The following is a 15984-nucleotide window of genomic DNA, read 5'->3' on the forward strand; positions in this document are numbered from 1 at the left end:
TTGCCGCCCGAAGTCCGTTGGCACCGTACGCGTAATCGACGGAGAGCCATGCATCGATGATCGTCGTCCACCATCTGGAATACTCGCGTTCGCAGCGCGTCCTGTGGCTGCTGGAAGAGTTCGGCCTGCCCTATGAGGTCAAGCGCTACGAACGCGATCCCAAGACGATGCTGGCGCCGCCCGAACTGAGGCGCATTCATCCGCTCGGCAAGTCGCCGGTAATCGTCGATCGCGATCACTCCGGGTCCGAACGGATCATCGCCGAAACCGGCGCCATCATCGAATACCTCACAAGCAAGGCCGATGGACGCCTGGGTAAGCCCTATGGCGACGACGCGGCACTGCTCTACCGCCACTTCCTCCATTATGCGGAAGGCTCGCTCATGCCGCCGCTGCTGATCGATCTGGTGCTGGGACGCATCCCGCTGGTGGGCAAGACAGCGCAGAAGAAGTTGCAGCCGATGATCGATGTCCATCTCGATTTCGTCGAGCATGAACTGGCTTTCCGACCGTGGTTCGCAGGCGATACAATCACGACGCGGAATGATGGGCCGGGCAGGACACTTCCTTTTCCCTGCGCGCCAATGCTCGAGAGTGGCAGACAGCCATCTGCCCTTTTCAAACGAAGAAATGATCGGTGGTAACCGGCCAGTTTAATTTGTGCGGAAGAAGGAAACCGAGGGTCGGCATTGGAGCATAAGATAGGCTGCTGTGCGACCGATATGGGGCGGATCGAGAGGTGGCCCCTAGTCCAAAGCTGCTTGGCGGAGATCAATGGGCGACATAGTTCATTGTCAGGCGATGCCGGCGCCGCCAGTCACGCCAAAGACCTCGCCAGTAATGTAGCTGCCCTCCTGCGAAGCGAGCGGGACGTAAACCGGTGCAATCTCCACGGGCTGACCTGGACGACCGAAACGACTGTGCTCGCCGAAGTGGGCAACTTTCTCCTGAGGCTGTCCGCCGCTTGCCTGAAGCACGGTCCAGAACGGTCCCTGGACCACCACGTTGGCCCGTATTCCCTTATCCATCAGCTGCTTGGCCAACGCTTTGGTGTAAGCGACTATGCCTGCCTTGGTGGTCGCATAGTCGAGCAGGACGTCCGATGGCTCATAGGCTTGCACCGACGCCGTTGTGATGACCGAAGCGCCGACCGGGAGATGGGGCACCGCCGCCTGCGTGATCCAGTGCAGGGCGTAGAGGTTGGTCTTGATCGTCTTGTCGAAATCCTCAGACGTAACTTCGCCAACGTTCTCGCACCACTGCTGGCGGTCCGCATTGATGACAAGAATGTCGAGTCCGCCAAGCCCCTTCCCCGCGTCCTCGACGAGCTGACGGCTCCAGGCCCCATCGCTTACATCGCCGGGCAGCGCTACGACCTTGCGGCCCTCCGCCTCGATCAGATCGAGAACTTCGCGCGCGTCTTCCTCCTCGCTCGGCAGATAGGCGATGGCCACGTCATCGCCCTCGCGCGCAAAGGCGATAGCAGCCGCGCGGCCAATCCCGGGATCGCCACCAGTGACAAGTGCCCTGCGCCCCGTGAGCTTGCCCGCGCCGATGTAGCTTTCCTCGCCGTGGTCAGGTCGAGGCTCCAGCTTGCCTGCAATGCCTGGCCGCGGCTGCGGCTGCTTCGGAAAAGGGAGGCTTGGGATTTTGTGTGCGGGGGTCCTGCATCGTCAGCCGGTCGGGCATGATCGCTCCTTGGGTCTATTAGAAATCCACGGGCGGCGCGAGGTTCGTCAGAGGGCTTTGGCCATGTTGAGATGGGCGGTGACTGTCGGGACCAGTTCGGTCGCGAATGTCTTGAGCGATGCCTGGTCGCCACCGGCTGCGTAACCTTTGAGGGTATCCAGCGCGGCTTGGTGAGCGCTGACCTGTGCCTTGGCATAGGCCTCATCGAATTGGGCGCCCGTTTTGCTCCGGAGGTCGGCAAGCTGTGCGTCCTGGGCCGCAGTCATGCGCGGGGCCGGGGTTATGGGCGGAGTGCCCGCCGCTGCGGCTGCGGTCAGCTTCTTGGTAGAGGCGGTATGGGCCTTGACCATTTGCTCGGCAAAAGTCTTCACCTTGGCGGACTGGCCCTTCTCGGCTGCGAGCTTCGATGTCTCGATCTCGAACATGTCGCTCGCCGCGGCGATATTGGCAAAGACCTGTGCCGGGCTCTCTGCCGAAGTCGTCCCGGTTTCGTTCATGACATCTGCAGCCGACGTGGAGGTCATTTCGGTGGCGGGCTCAGTGTCCTTCTTGTTGCAGGCGGTGAGGCTGAGAACGGCCAAGGATGCTGCCATGAGTGCGTTGTGCCTGATCACGATCTGTGCTCCGCGTTGAGTGGTGGGGAATAAGGGCTGAACGATCGGCAGCATGAAGCCGTTCCGCTCAACCATCCGCGTGCTGACGCGTTTGAGGGTCTCACCATCGCGTTATCGCCGCACCCGTCGTCTAGGAGAGGAGCATGAGCATCTTCGGAAATATCCTGAACAAGATCTTCCACCACGGGACCGAGAAAAAGGCCGATCCCGCAGCCAATGCGAGCGCGCCCAAATCGGCCTCAACACCTGCTCCGACGCGGCCTCAGGTGGCGCCTGCATCCCCGGAGCCTGCCCCTTCGGCCGCCGTCACTGCCGCGCAACCTTCCGTCGATGTTGGCGCGGTGCTTGATGCGATGGCCTCAATGAAGGCGGACCATGGCGGCAATTACCGCACGTCCATTGTCGATCTTCTCAAGCTGCTCGATCTCGATTCAAGTCTCGCGGCGCGCAAGGAGCTTGGCGAGGAGCTTGACGTCCACGCCGGGGCGGACGGCACCGCGGAACAGAACATCGCCCTTCAACGTGCGGTGATGGACAAGCTCGCCAGCAATGGCGGCATCGTGCCGGACAGCCTGCGCGGTTGAGCGCGGCTGGACGGGGCGGCGGCGTCGATGCGCGCTGTAGCCGCGTTTTCAACGCGTCTTGGTGGGGCGCGCAATAGTCATCCTGATCTGGTGAATGCTTCCCCGCCCCATACCGGCCTGCCCGCGTACGTGGCTTGGCGCCCCGCCGTATCGCCTTGCTAGATGCCGCATGCCGTAAAAATCGACGAGGTTACTCGGCGGAAGGCTTGTTACACGCCAGGCGGTTCGTCCTGCGCTTGCCGGGCCTGGCTCTGCGCGGAAAAGATTATTCCGCGTCGTCTACGCTACCTCGCAGACCGGCGGTGAACGATCTTAACGCTGCTGCTGCGCTCCTGCTGCCCGTCAACGCCGACAGTGTTTCACCCCGCCCGAGCTTCGCACAAGAACCGCAACAGTTCATCAGTGATGTCAGCTGTAGCGTGAAAGATCGACCTCGACCCCTTCACCTCCCAGCAACTTGACCGCAGCGTTGCGGATGGGCGGCAGGCTCGCCAGGCCAAGCGTGCCATGCAGCAACCTGATGCCCAGGCGGGTTTTCGGATGCATGAGCCGCGGCGCGATCTTGGGGATGCGCTGGCCATCTTCGACCATGGGCCGCATCTGCTTCTCGTAGGCGCTGAACGCCTGAGCGACCGTATCCCTGCGGGTGAGTTCCTCGGCCAGCACATAGCTGCCTGTAACAGCCAGGGTCGTACCGACGCCTGCCAACGGCGTGGCGCACCAGGCCGCGTCGCCGGTAAGAACAACGCGGCCCTTCGACCAGCGCGGCATCCGCACCTGTCGAAGCACGTCGAAGTAGAAGTCGTCGGCGTCGTGCATGGCCGCCAGTACGCGGGGTGTCTCCCAGCCTGCGTCCGAGAAGCGATCACGCAGGAATGCTCTTTGCCGTTCGCTATCCCATTCCTGTTCGCCGCCCGGCTCCTTCGAGAGGCACAGCATCGCACGGGTCGTCCCCTGATGATCGGGACGAAGCGAAACACTGCGCTTGCCAGGCGCATTGAACCAGCGCCACATCCGGTTGTCGTCCGGCGTTCGCGGGATGGTGAAGTAAGCGATGATCATGTTCATCCAGCGCGGCACGTTCTCGTCCGCAAAGATGATATCGCGAGTGGTCGAGCCGACCCCTTCCGCGATGACTACGGCGTCGTACCGCTCGATAGTGCCGCTCGCGAAGGTAACCATTGCCATCTGCTCTTGCTCATCGATCGCGACGATGTGGTCATCGTAGCGAAACGCCACCTCGTTTCCGGTTGCGTCGTGGAGAAGCCGGGCGAGGTCGCCGCGCAGGATCTCCATCTCGGCTGTCGGGCCATCGCCGTCGATTTCGTCGGCATCGAACCTGGCTGCTTCGCTTCCGTCCTCGTGGACCCAGGCCGTACCTTGCTCACCGGTTCCACAGCCGAGCGCAGCCTGTTCAAGCCCGAGGCGGCGCAGGACTTCGCGGCCGACACCGCGCACATCAACGTTCTGACCGCCGTCCCGGAACGCCGGTGCCCGCTCGACCACCGTGACATCAGCGCCGCGACGGCCGAGCAGTGCGGCAACGGTGTTTCCGGCGATGCTGGCGCCGGTGACCAGTATCTTGCGCGTCATGGTTATGCTCCTCGCCGAAAGGATGCCGGCCGTTGTGACGATGTTCCCGCCTGGAGACCGGAACCCTCGCCGAGGCGCAGGCTTTGCCGTTTAAATGACACTGGTGCTCTTGCTCATGGGCAATGCCGTCCCGCTGCCCCAGCGGACGCCTTGCCCATGCCGCCTGAGAGTTCCCGCGTCACCAAATCGATGGCTCTGATCATGGAAGTTGGCTTGCCGCTGTCGCACTCTTGCGCCCGGCCTGGGTCGGCGCAGATGCCGGGGATGGCGTCTCGTGCGCCTCGGGCAGTCTAGCGCGGCATTGGAGTGCGCATTTATCAGCGCCATCTGTTCTCTCGCTTGAACTGACCGCGGCGCAGGTGAACCGCGAAGCCAGTTCTTTTGCTTCGTCATTCCCGCCCTGCGTTGCGTCTCGCGCAAATCAGGTTCGCGGCTCCGTCAGCGGCGGACGGGCTTTCATCATCCCTGGATGCGGACGGAATGGGATCCGCGTCCTTGGTCGGGGGGCGATTGGCAAAAGGCTTGGCTTCCGCGCCGGCAAGTCCACGGTCGACTTCGCGATCGGTCTCGGCTTGCGCGTCCACTCCCTCTTGCACGGATGCCTTTTTGTTCGAGGCCGGGCCCGGACCTATCGAAACATCGCTCATGAATATCGTTCCTCTTCTTCAAGACTTGGGCCCATGCCCGTACTGTTTTGCTGCAATGTGCCCTTCTCGGCGCTCGGTGAGCCACCGGGCAGGCTGTCGTCGCGCTGCATTCGCGCGAGGCTGGCCGCGTCATTACCTGCTGCATCGACCGCATCGATATCGGCCCCCGCCTCCATCAGGACCGGTATCATGCCGCCGCGCCCCAGCCTGGCAGCGTCGAACAGCAGTTCCTGCTCGCTCGGGCGAAGGGAGCGGCGGCAGTTGGCGCGGCGTCGATGGCGTTCGATCTTCCGGCTCGTTCAGCGGGCGCATGATCGTGGGTCCTTGAATGGTCCCCAAATGGACGCGGAAGCTTCCTAGATTGGGGCGATTTCGTCGAACACGCGAGTGACGATGGCCGCCCGCACGTCGTCGTTGACGTCCACCGAGACGGATATGCGCTCGGAAAGCGGCGCGTCGTTGCGCGCCGGCTCCAGATGGGTCGCGGTATCGCCGCCGCTGGGCGCATCGCCCGCGCTGTTTTGATCGCCGGACGACGATACGAACATGTCGATTCGCTCGAAGCCGTATTCCTGGACCAGTCGCTCGATTGCCAGTTCGGCGTCGCGGCGACTGTTGAATGTGCGCTCTATCGTGGTGTTCATGTCTCTATCCTTTGGTTCGCAGTACCTGAGGTCAGCGCCTCTCTATCGAGGCGCGGCATGGTCATTCGGCGGAGCCGGGCTGCGCCATCTTGCGATGCTGCTCGGCCAGGATCGCCGCCGGGGTGACGTGCGCCACCGCCGCCTGGATCTTGTTCTTCCATCCCGAGACGATGTGGGCATCGCCGTTCATCACCGCGTTCCACCCGTCGCGGGCGACGTCGGCCGGATCGCTCTTGCTTTCTGACGCGCCCACGCTGGTGTCGAGCATGTCGGCGCGATCGAAGAACTCGGTCTCGACTGGTCCGGGCATGAGTGTCGTGACAGTCACGCCCTTTGCCTCCTTGATCTCGTTGCGCAGCGCGTCGGCAAAGCTGTCCACGAAGGCCTTGGTGCCGTTGTAGACCGCCTGAAAGCTGCCCGGAATGAAGCCTGCGATGGACCCGGTAATCAGCACTTTGCCATCGTCGCGCGCCACCATTCCCTTGAGCACCTGTTGCAACAGATAAAGGGTGCCGGTGATGTTGGTATCGACCACCCGGCGCCAGTCGGCGACATCCTGCTCGAGGAAACCGTGCCCGAGCCCCCGGCCCGCATTGGCGCAAAGAAGATCGATGCGGCGGCCGGCAGTGGCGGCCAGCAAGGTATCGACGCCTTCCAGGGTCGACAGGTCGGCCTGCACCGCGTCTACCGAAACGCCGTGCAGCCCAAAGTCCTGTGCGGCCGCCTCGATCAGTCCTTCATCTGCGACGACGAGCAGGTCGTAGCCGTTTTCGGCGGCGATGCTCGCCAGTTCGAAGCCGATACCGGTGGAGGCGCCGGTGACGATTGCGAATTTGTCAGCCATGATGCGTGTCCTGTTCTGCCGCGACTGCGGTTTCGGTGAAGCCGGGCTTGAGCACGACCTTGGTGACTTCGTCCTGGTTGTCGTGGAACATCTTGTAGCCCTTGGGCGCGTCCTCCAGGCCCATGCGGTGCGAGATCAGGAAGGTGGTGTCGATCTTGCCCTCGACGATCGCGTTGAGCAGCCCCGGCATGTAGTGCTGTACGCTGGTCTGCCCGGTCTTGAGCGTCAGCCCCTTTTCCATGAAGGCGCCGAGCGGGAACTTGTCGACAATGCCGCCGTAGACGGCGGGCATTGAGACGCGGCCGCCCTTGCGGCAGGCGACGATCGCCTGTCGGATCGAGTGGATGCGATCGGTGCCAAGCATCAGCGAGGCCTTGATCTGATCGACTACGTTGTCGACGAAGAAGCCGTGTGCCTCGAGCCCAACCGCATCGATCACGGCGTCCGGACCGATCCCGCCAGTCATTGCCATCAGCGCTTCGTAAGTCTTCGATTCCTCGAAGTTGATGATCTCGGCTCCGAACCTGCGCGCGAGGTCCAGCCGGCGGGGAAAGTGGTCGATGGCAATCACCCGCGCCGCGCCCATCAGGAAGGCGGACTGCACCGCGAACAGGCCGACCGGGCCGCAGCCCCACACCGCGACAGTGTCGCCCGGCTCGATGTCGGCGTTCTCGGCCGCCTGCCAGCCGGTGGGCAGGATGTCGGACAGGAACAGCACTTCGTCGTCGTCAAGCCCGTCTGGCACCACGATCGGGCCGACGTCGGAGAACGGCACGCGCACGTACTCCGCCTGGCCCCCGGCGTAGCCGCCGGTCAGATGGCTGTAGCCGAACAGGCCCGACATCGGCTGGCCGTAAAGCTCCATGCCGATGTCCTGGTTGTCGGCCGGGTTGCCGTTGTCGCAGGCGGAGTACTGGTGCTTGCCACAGTGGTAGCAGCTTCCGCAGGCGATGGTGAAGGGAACGACGACGCGCTGGCCCTTGACCAGCGTCGATCCCGGCCCGGTCTCGACGACTTCGCCCATGAACTCGTGGCCGAGGATGTCCCCGGCCTTCATGGTGGGGATGTACCCGTCGTACAGGTGAAGGTCCGATCCGCAGATCGCGGTCGAGGTGATCTTGATGATGGCGTCGCGCGGGTTGAGGATTTCGGGATCGTCGACCGTATCGACGCGGACGTCATGCTTGCCGTGCCAGGTGAGCGCGCGCATCAGGCTGTCTCCTCGTGAAGCTGCGCGCGGGTGCGCGACGACGTGGCGACTTCGCCGGTTTCCATAAGCTGCTTGAAGCGCCGCAGATCGCGCCGCGCCTGGATCGCCGGTTCGCGCTGGAACATCTTTGCGATGAGCCTGCCCACCACGCCAGCGGGCGGGTCGTAGACGATCGTGGCGGTGACGATGGTGCCGCGATCGCCTGCGTTGCGAAATTCGATGCGGCCGCTGTTGGGCACGTCTGCATCTTCGGTGGAGGCCCAGGCGATCAGTTCGCCCTCCTTCTCCTCGGTGACGAGCGCGTCCCATTCGACCGTCCTTCCGCCTGGCGCCTTGACGACCCAGTGCGAGCGGGTCGGCGACAGCACGTCGACCCGTTCGACGTTGTCCATGAACGTCGGCAGCCGTGCAAAGTCGCGCCAGTAGGCATAGAGTTCCGCGCGGGGGCGGTTGATCGTCACGGTCCGACCGATCAGGCTGTCACCCCGCGTTTCTGCAAGTGTCTGCAAGGCGGCGTCGCGGGTCTCGCGAAATTTTGAGGTGGTAGGCGGCGCGTCGTCGTTCATGGTTGCCATTCCTGCTCTCCATGTTTTCGGATGTGCTGGTGGTCCGGTCGGACCTGACCACTGTTGCAAATGAAACGATCGCCGCGCTCATAAAGACCCGGCACGATCTAAAGATAATCCCGCCGCAGGCACGGCTGGGCCCGACAGGTCAGCATTCGAACCCGTCGAGCAGGCTTTCGACGCGCACGATACGATCGGCTTCGCTCGGCAGTGCCTCGGCAAGGATCCACCGTCCCTTGCTTTGCGCGAAGCCCGTGGCGGCGAAGTCGATCGGGCAATCGCGGCGCGGAGTGAGTGCAATCGCGGCTGGGCCCGCGTCTATGCGCGCGATCCGCAAAGCCCGCGCGGTCAGGCGGATGCGGGCATGGGCCAGCAGCATCGCCGCTTCGGCGGGCAGCGTTCCGAAGCGATCCAGAAGTTCATCATCGAATGCATCGAGCGCCTCTTCGGTTTCGATGCGCGCGAGCCGCAGGTAAAGGGACAGCCGCAGGTCCGCCTCCGGAATCCAGCTGTCGGGCAGCACGCCGCTCATGCCCAGGTTGAGTTCGGGACTCCAGCGCTCGGCGTCCTCGCCGCGCGCGGCCTTCAGCGCGACACGGAGCAGATGCTGGTAGAGATCGACGCCGATCAGCTTCATGTGCCCGGCCTGATCATCGCCGACGAGGTCGCCCGCGCCGCGCATGTCGAGGTCCTGGCCGCTGATCGCGAAACCCGCGCCCAGCCGGTCGAAAGTCGCGAGCGTGCGCAGCCGCTTGAGCGTGCGCGCGGCGATAGCATCCTCGCCTTCGATCAGCAGGATCACCTGCCCGCGCCGGTTGCCGCGCCCGACGCGGCCGCGCAGCTGGTGCAGCTGTGCCAGGCCGAAGCGATCGGCACGCCAGACGATCATGGTGTTCGCGCGCGGCACGTCGAGGCCCGCTTCGATGATGTTGGTCGCCAGCAGGATATCCCCCCGGCCAGCGCCAAAGCCGACCATGACGTCGTCGATTTCGGCCGCTGACATTTTTCCGTGTGCTTCGACCACCACCAGATCGGGGGCCGCGCGTTTTATCTTCGCGGCGACTTTCGCCATGTCCTCAATACGCGGCACGACCACGAAGCTCTGGCCTCCCCGCGCCTTTTCGCGAGTGAGCGCGGTGCGGACGAGCACATCGTCATACTGCCCGATGCTGGTGCGGATCGGCTGGCGCCGGGCGGGAGGCGTGGCGATGAGGGACATCTGCTGCAGGCCCACCAGCGCGGCCTGCAGGGTGCGCGGGATCGGCGTGGCGCTCAGGCTCAGGACATGGACGGTCCCCAAGCCGCGCAAACGGGCCTTGTCGGCAGCGCCGAAGCGCTGCTCTTCGTCGATGACGACCAGCCCCGGCCTGGCGTAGTTCACGCCCTTCGCCATCACCGCGCCGGTGCCCACGACGATACCGGTCGAGCCATCGGCAAGCCCCGCTTTCACAGACTTGCGTTCTGCCGCACTGCTCAGCCGGGACAGGCCGGCGACCTCGATTTTCGTTCCCTCGAAGCGGCGGCGGAACGTCTCCAGGTGCTGCCGCACGAGGACGGTGGTCGGCGCGGCGACCACGACCTGGAAGCCGGCCAGCGCCGCCAGAGCTGCGGCCCGCAGCGCGACCTCGGTCTTGCCATAGCCGACGTCGCCGATGACCAGCCGGTCCATTGGCCGGCCGCTCGCCAGATCGTCGCGGACGGCTGCGATGGCTCCCGCCTGGTCGGCCGTTTCGTTGAAGGGGAAGCGGCCCGCGAAGCGTTCGTAGGCGGCAGGGTCGGGCTCCATGACCGGCGCTGTCAGCGTCTCGCGCTCACGCGCCAGAAGCGTCAGGGCCTTCGCGCTCTCGTCGATCGCGGCGTTGATCGCCGCGCGGCGCTTGTCCCAGGATGAGCCATCCAGCTTGTCCAGGCTCACCGCGTCGCCGTCAGCGCCGTATCGCCAGATCCGGTCGGCCTCATCGAAAGGGACCAGCCGCCGAGCACCACCCGCATACTCGAGCACGATCCTGTCGATCGGAGACTGGTCGTCGGCCGCGCCGACCGGCGAGGCCTCAAGCCCCCGCACGCGCCCGACGCCATGGTCCTCGTGGACCACCACGTCGCCGCTGCGCACTTCGATGCCGACATGCCACGGGTTCGCGCCGGTCGGGCCACCAGCGCCGATCAATGCGCGACTGCCCATCAGGTCTGCCGCCGCGACGAGAACGACGCGCTCGTCAACGTATCCGGCGTCGACCGGCACTGTCAGGCTGCCGCCGCAGCCTGACGGCAGGTCATCCAGTGCCGCCCATGCGTCCAGTTCCACGATTTCCATTGACAGGCGCCGGACGACCTTGCCGCGCAGGAAGCGCAAGTCTCGCGCACTGCCCGCCAGCACGAACCTGCGTCCCGCAGCGAGCAGCGGCTTCACGAAGCGCACTAGCGCGGTAAGCGGCGAACGCTCGTTGGCGAACCGCGGCACCGGCGTGAAGTCCGCGTCAAACGGAGCCGGCCTCCAGTCCTTGCAGTCCTTCTTCCAGGCGATGTCGTCAATCGCATCCAGGCGATGGGGCGCACCGCCCATAGCGTCGCGGGCAAGCTGGATGAAGCGCCTGCGGCGATGGTCGGCTTTATCGGAAAGAGCGAGTATACCCGGCGTCAGGTGGGCAAGGATGGACGTCGGCTCGTCAATCGGCGGTTCGGCGGCGCGGCCGATCTCCAGACGCTCCAGATCGCCAACCGTGCGCTGCGTGCCGGGATCGTACGAGCGGATCGCGGCGATCCTGCCCGCTGCCAGCTCGATGCGGGCCGGGCCGCCGGCGTCGGCGGGAAAGATATCGATGACTTCGCCGCGCACCGCCATTTCGCCCGGTTCGTCGACGCGGTCGTCGGCGACATACCCCAGCTCTTCGAGTTGTATCGCGAACGATCGGGTGTCCGCCTCGTCCCCGGGGTGCAGCGTGGGCGGGGCGCTATCGAACGCATCAGGCGCGGGATAGCGCCGCGCTGCGGCTTCTCCGCTCAGGATGCAGGCGACGGAAGTGCCTTGCGCCAGGCGAAGGGCCCGCAGCGCCGACGCGCGGCGCCCCGCGTTCGCCGGCGTCGCGGGAGCCGTGTCCCCCGGAAGTGCGTCGCTGGATGGCACGTGGACGACATGCCCTTGCGGCGCCAGCGCCCGGACGGCTTCGGCCAGGGCCTCGGCCTGCTGCTCGTCGTCCGCCAGGAAGGCGATGGACCTCTCGGCGAGGGTTTGCGCGATGCGGAGCGCGGTGAACGCCAGGTTCACGCCGCACCTGAGACGCAGTCGCGCCGTTGGGCTGCGGGGCGCATTGCCCAGTGACGGAGCTCAAGCCGCATGGTCATGTCAGTCAGATCGCGCTCCTTGCCTGTGAAGCTGATCGCCTGCGAGGTGCGGCGACTGGCCTGGCTCCACAACGCACAGAGAAAGCGAAAGAAAAGGGGCCCGCCGGCTAAATTTGATTGATCTGTGTTGATTGCGGCATCGCGCCGCACCGGCGTCACCGGGCGGCTGAGCCGGGTCACACCGTTTCGTCAGGCTCCCTTCGCGCGCTGGTCTTCAGGATAGTCTTCGGGACTGACGGTGCTTCCCGAAGGTCGGTCCTCCAGTTTCTGAGGCTTCTGGCCGCTTTCATTCTGCTTGTGCGGATCGAATGAGTCCGGGCGCGCATCGCCCATCGGGCCGCGCGGAGTTTCCGGATCGCTTTTGGACATGTAGATTTCCTTCGGTTCGGGGCGTGGATAGGCCTGCCGCCCGGTATCGAGGAAGAAAGCCTCCGGCAGGCCCGCGCGTTCCCGCAAGACGCACAGAAGTTGTCCTTCGTACGACCCGGCGCAGATCAGTCCGGGCCCTTGCGCCCCCTTCGGCGGCCCTTCGTCATCGGGTCCGGTTTCTTCGGCGGTGTCCATCCCGGAGGTGGCTTTACCTGTCCGCGGCTTGTGCCCAGCCCCATCGCTCCCGGTTGTTGACGAATGAGACCGGAGGGATCGACGTCCTGTGCCGGCCCACCAACCGGCATGCCGCGCAACAGGCTGATCCGGTCACGCAATTGCGCTGCCTGCTCAAAATCGCCCTGCGCCGCGGCGTCGTGCATCGCACGGTGCAGGTCCTGTAGCTGCTCGTCCTGGCGGCCCATCACCTGAACGCCCACCGCAGCGCCTGCGCGACGCCCAGCGTGCCCGCGCGCACCAGCGGCGTTCGAAGCGGCGAGGCAGACAGGCCATGGAGCGAGCGGGCCCAGCGTGGCAGCAGATCGACACCAGCCTGTCCGGCGAGCCTGCCTGGCAGGCCGGCGAGCCGGTTCGCTGCGACCGGATGCAGGATCAGCCGGGCGACTTCGGCCGTTCGCGCATCCGCCCTCAGCGCCGGGCGCATCCCGGCTATCAGGCGGTTCGCCTCGGCCCGCGTGCGCGGCAGGGGTTCTGCCCCCAGCGCCCCGCCGATCAGGGCCATCTCGGCAAAGTAGCGATCCTGATCCGCACGCGACATCCAGGGCTCACCGTAGCGAATCCAGGCGTCGAGGAAACTATGGGTCTCTGTGACATGCACCCACGCCAGAAGCGCGGGGTCGTTCGCTTGATACGCCGTGCCGTCCGGCAGATGCCCCTTGACGCCATCATGGACGGACCGGACCCGCCTGATCATAGCCTCGGCTGCGGACCGATCGGCATAGGTGGTTGTGGCAATGAAGCGGGCGGTACGCCGCAGCCTGCCGTGCATGTCGGCACGAAAATTGGAATGGTCCCACACCCCTGCCAGAACGCCGGGATGCAGCATCTGCAGCAAAAGGCTGGCGATGCCGCCCGCCATCATGGAGGCGACGTCACCATGGACCCGCCAGGCGACCGATGTCGGCTCGAACAGCGCGTTTCGGCTCCTCACCACCGGTGCCTCGCCTTGCTCGCGGTCGTTGAACATGCCGACAACCTGTTGACGGATGGCCCGCTTGACCGGGTTGGACGTGCGATTGCTTTCGCTCATACCAGTCCAACGTCTCGCCGTCGCAATCGCTCCTGGGACTGCGGGCGCGTCAGCGTGCGCCAGAGGCGTTCAGGTCGTTCGTGGGTTTGCAACAAGCCGCACGGGTACGCTCTTTGAGGCAGGCGTTCGCGATTGCTCGTCATGATACCATACCGGGATAAGCGGGTTCATCTCGGGATAGTATGCGCCGATGCAGCCGCGCGGGAGCAGGAAGGGGGTGACGGTCAACCCGCTTACCTCCCGGTGGACCCCGTCGCCGGCATCGCCGACCAGCCCGATGACTTGACCTTGCACCAGCCCGGCCTCGGCGATGTCTTCCGGGTTCATGAGCACGACGTCCCGCGTGCCCTCGATACCGCGCAGGCGGTCGGAATAGCCGTAGATAGTAGTGTTGAACTGATCGTTCGAGCGCAAGGTCATCAGGCGGAAACGACCGGGCGCGTCCTCAAAGCCGATCGAGCGCATGGCGGTGGGGACGCTGAATTGCGCCCTGCCGCTTTCGGTCTTCCATATCCGGCCGCGGGCCGGATTGCCGCGATGGAACCCGCCCGGCGTGAAGACGCGCCGGTTGAAGTCGTGGAACTGCTCGGGATAGGTCTTCTCGATGCAATCGCGGATCTTGGCGTAGTCTCCCGTCCATTCATCCCAGCGCACCTTAGGATTCGCCGGTAGGGTCGCCTTCGCGATGCCTGCGACGATCGCAGTTTCCGAGCGGAGATGTTCGGAGGCCGGTGTATTCTTGCCGAGCGAGCCGTGGATGCACGAAAGCGAATCCTCCATTGTCACGGCCTGCGAACCGGTTGCCTGGACATCCTCCTCGGACCGGCCCAGGCAGGGCAGCAGGTACGCGACTTCGCCGTTCACCAGATGGCTGCGGTTGAGCTTGGTCGCGATCTGGACGGTGAGACGCAGTCTGGTCCAGGCCTCTTCCATCCGCTCGCGCTCGGGAATGGCGCGGATGAAGTTGCCGCCCAGGCCGATGAACGCCTTGAGTTCGCCGGACAGGATCTTGTGGCAGGCCTTGATGGTGTTCAGGCCCTCGTCGCGCGGTGGATCGAAGCCGAACTGCTCCGCCAGCCTGTCGAGCGGCACGAGTTCCGGCTTTTCCGAGATACCTACGGTCCGCTGACCCTGCACGTTGGAATGTCCGCGCACGGGAGAGATGCCGGTGCCCTCGCGACCGACATTGCCCTTGAGCAACCACAGGTTAGTGAGCGCGGCGATGTTCTGCGAGCCGTGGACATGCTGGGTCAGCCCCATGCCGAACATGGCGATCGCACGGGGCGCTTCGATGTAGATCTGGGCCGCCTCGCCGAGATCTTCACGCGAAAGGCCGCTCTCGCGTTCGATGTCGTCCCAGCTAGTCGCCTCTGCGTGGGCCCTCATCTCGGCGAAGCCGTCCGTGTGCTGGGCGATGAAATCGACATCGAGGACGTGTTGATTCTCGTCCCGCCAACGGATTTCTTCCGCCGCCAGGACGTGCTTGATCAATCCCGTTATCGCCGCGATGTCGCCGCCCGCCTTGACCTGCAGGTAGAGCGTGGAAATTTCGGTCTTCTTCGTCGTGAGCATTTCCAACGGGCTCTGGGGGTTCTTGAACTCCTCAAGGCCCTTCTCCCGGATCGGATTGAACGTGACGATCTTCGCGCCGCGCTCGACCGCCTTCTGGAGTGGGTGAAGGAGGCGCGGGCTGTTTGAGCCGGTGTTCTGCCCGAAGAAGAAGATCGCGTCGCACACGTCGAAATCGTCCAGGACGCAGGTTCCGACCGGAGATCCGATCACTTTCTTCAACGCCACCGAAGTCGTTTCATGGCACATGTTGGAACTGTCGGGCAGGTTGTTATGACCATACAGTCTGGCGAACAGCGCATAGAGGTAGCTGGTCTCCAGGCTCGCGCGGCCTGAGGCGTAGAACACCGCCGAGCCGGGATCGATCGCTTTCAACTCGCGTCCGATCGCTGCGAACGCGTCCTCCCAGGAACACGCAACGTAGGTATCGCTCGACGCTTCGTAGCGCATGGGATGGGTCAGGCGGCCTTGCTGTTCGAGGTCGTAATCCTTCCATGTCCGCAGCTCGCTGACGGTATGCCCGGCGAAGAACTCGGGGGTGCAGCGATGGCTCGTCAATTCCCAGAGCGTGGCCTTGGCACCGTTCTCACAGAACTCGAACGCATGTGGCTTGGCTGGTTTTCCCCATGCGCACGAGACGCACATGAAGCCTTTGACCTTGTTTTGCCGCCTCAGTGTATCGAGGGCGCCCGGCGTCGGCCGTTCGCGCCAGGCGGTCTCGGCGATGCCGCGTACAGAGCCCCACCCACCTTCGGCACCATCGTAATGGACCGTGCCGTCCTGTTCATCAATCATGGGAAATTCCAGCTATGGAGCGCGGAAAAGGATGTGGCGCGGCTTGGATTTGGTCGAAAGCGCCCAGCGCAGCGGCCATATCGCGAAGAGGCCGGCGTTCCTGTAACACCGGCCCATCTACCATTTACTCTGCCGCAATGTCCTGTGGCGTGCGGGGGTCGTGGATAGGACAGCCGTTGACCCGGCCGCGAAAGGCGGCCGAGCGACGGTAGGTTTCGTTGCGAGCGCGGTTGATGTTGCCCAGCGGCTGG

17 protein-coding genes are annotated in these 15984 nt (G+C 64.6%); 2 read left to right on the forward strand and 15 right to left on the reverse strand.

Annotation, left to right across the window (positions count from 1 at the left end):
* Positions 1–56: 56 nt before the first annotated feature.
* Positions 57–644, forward strand: coding sequence for a glutathione S-transferase family protein (locus HWN72_RS28840; RefSeq protein WP_211152088.1), 588 nt, complete (start codon positions 57–59; stop codon positions 642–644).
* Positions 645–794: 150 nt separating this feature from the next.
* On the opposite strand, the gene HWN72_RS28845 is transcribed toward HWN72_RS28840, so the two are convergent.
* A complete protein-coding gene (locus HWN72_RS28845) occupies positions 795–1649 on the reverse strand; it encodes an SDR family oxidoreductase (RefSeq protein ID WP_156800022.1) in 855 nt (284 codons plus the stop codon).
* A gap of 87 nt (positions 1650–1736) precedes the next feature.
* Positions 1737–2357, reverse strand: coding sequence for a DUF4142 domain-containing protein (locus tag HWN72_RS28850; protein ID WP_231958397.1), 621 nt, complete (start codon positions 2355–2357; stop codon positions 1737–1739).
* 89 nt (positions 2358–2446) lie between these two features.
* On the opposite strand from HWN72_RS28850, the gene HWN72_RS28855 reads away from it, so the two are divergent.
* Positions 2447–2887, forward strand: a complete 441-nt coding sequence (locus HWN72_RS28855) for a DUF3597 domain-containing protein (RefSeq protein ID WP_211152089.1) — start codon at positions 2447–2449, stop codon at positions 2885–2887.
* A 408-nt stretch (positions 2888–3295) separates the two neighbouring features.
* Here the strand turns inward: HWN72_RS28855 and HWN72_RS28860 are convergent, their stop codons facing one another.
* The 13 genes from HWN72_RS28860 to HWN72_RS28920 form a co-directional block, all read right to left on the reverse strand.
* Complete coding sequence (locus tag HWN72_RS28860) at positions 3296–4480, reverse strand: FAD-dependent monooxygenase (protein WP_211152090.1); 1185 nt, start codon at positions 4478–4480, stop codon at positions 3296–3298.
* 389 nt (positions 4481–4869) lie between these two features.
* Complete coding sequence (locus HWN72_RS28865) at positions 4870–5127, reverse strand: hypothetical protein (RefSeq protein WP_211152091.1); 258 nt, start codon at positions 5125–5127, stop codon at positions 4870–4872.
* Positions 5124–5318, reverse strand: a complete 195-nt coding sequence (locus tag HWN72_RS31415) for a hypothetical protein (RefSeq protein WP_248006425.1) — start codon at positions 5316–5318, stop codon at positions 5124–5126. The genes HWN72_RS28865 and HWN72_RS31415 overlap by 4 nt, the downstream gene beginning before the upstream one ends.
* 165 nt (positions 5319–5483) lie before the next feature.
* Positions 5484–5771, reverse strand: coding sequence for a hypothetical protein (locus tag HWN72_RS28875; protein ID WP_211152092.1), 288 nt, complete (start codon positions 5769–5771; stop codon positions 5484–5486).
* Between the two features lie 61 nt (positions 5772–5832).
* Positions 5833–6615 (reverse strand): SDR family oxidoreductase, encoded by a 783-nt coding sequence (locus HWN72_RS28880; protein WP_211152093.1) that lies wholly within the window; start codon positions 6613–6615, stop codon positions 5833–5835.
* Positions 6608–7825: a zinc-dependent alcohol dehydrogenase gene (locus HWN72_RS28885; protein ID WP_008828969.1), complete on the reverse strand. Its 1218-nt coding sequence runs from the start codon at positions 7823–7825 to the stop codon at positions 6608–6610. The genes HWN72_RS28880 and HWN72_RS28885 overlap by 8 nt, the downstream gene beginning before the upstream one ends.
* Positions 7825–8400 carry an SRPBCC family protein gene (locus tag HWN72_RS28890; RefSeq protein ID WP_037518337.1) on the reverse strand — a complete coding sequence of 192 codons (576 nt, stop codon included), beginning with the start codon at positions 8398–8400 and terminating at the stop codon, positions 7825–7827. Before HWN72_RS28890 ends, HWN72_RS28885 begins: the two co-directional genes overlap by 1 nt.
* A 139-nt stretch (positions 8401–8539) precedes the next feature.
* The gene (locus tag HWN72_RS28895; protein ID WP_211152094.1) at positions 8540–11656 is read right to left on the reverse strand and encodes a TRCF domain-containing protein; all 3117 of its coding nucleotides are present in this window, start codon (positions 11654–11656) and stop codon (positions 8540–8542) included.
* Positions 11653–11913 (reverse strand): hypothetical protein, encoded by a 261-nt coding sequence (locus HWN72_RS28900; RefSeq protein WP_211152095.1) that lies wholly within the window; start codon positions 11911–11913, stop codon positions 11653–11655. The genes HWN72_RS28895 and HWN72_RS28900 overlap by 4 nt, the downstream gene beginning before the upstream one ends.
* A 9-nt stretch (positions 11914–11922) precedes the next feature.
* On the reverse strand, positions 11923–12297 hold the full coding sequence (locus HWN72_RS31420) for a hypothetical protein (RefSeq protein WP_248006426.1): 375 nt from the start codon (positions 12295–12297) through the stop codon (positions 11923–11925).
* Positions 12228–12524, reverse strand: coding sequence for a UvrB/UvrC motif-containing protein (locus tag HWN72_RS28910; RefSeq protein ID WP_211152112.1), 297 nt, complete (start codon positions 12522–12524; stop codon positions 12228–12230). Before HWN72_RS28910 ends, HWN72_RS31420 begins: the two co-directional genes overlap by 70 nt.
* The gene (locus tag HWN72_RS28915) at positions 12524–13369 is read right to left on the reverse strand and encodes an oxygenase MpaB family protein (RefSeq protein ID WP_211152096.1); all 846 of its coding nucleotides are present in this window, start codon (positions 13367–13369) and stop codon (positions 12524–12526) included. Before HWN72_RS28915 ends, HWN72_RS28910 begins: the two co-directional genes overlap by 1 nt.
* A gap of 69 nt (positions 13370–13438) precedes the next feature.
* Positions 13439–15733 carry an FdhF/YdeP family oxidoreductase gene (locus HWN72_RS28920; protein ID WP_211152097.1) on the reverse strand — a complete coding sequence of 765 codons (2295 nt, stop codon included), beginning with the start codon at positions 15731–15733 and terminating at the stop codon, positions 13439–13441.
* Positions 15734–15984: the final 251 nt, after the last annotated feature.

This window comes from Novosphingobium sp. HR1a, assembly GCF_015594425.1.
GTDB classification, from domain to species: Bacteria; Pseudomonadota; Alphaproteobacteria; order Sphingomonadales; family Sphingomonadaceae; genus Novosphingobium; species Novosphingobium resinovorum_A.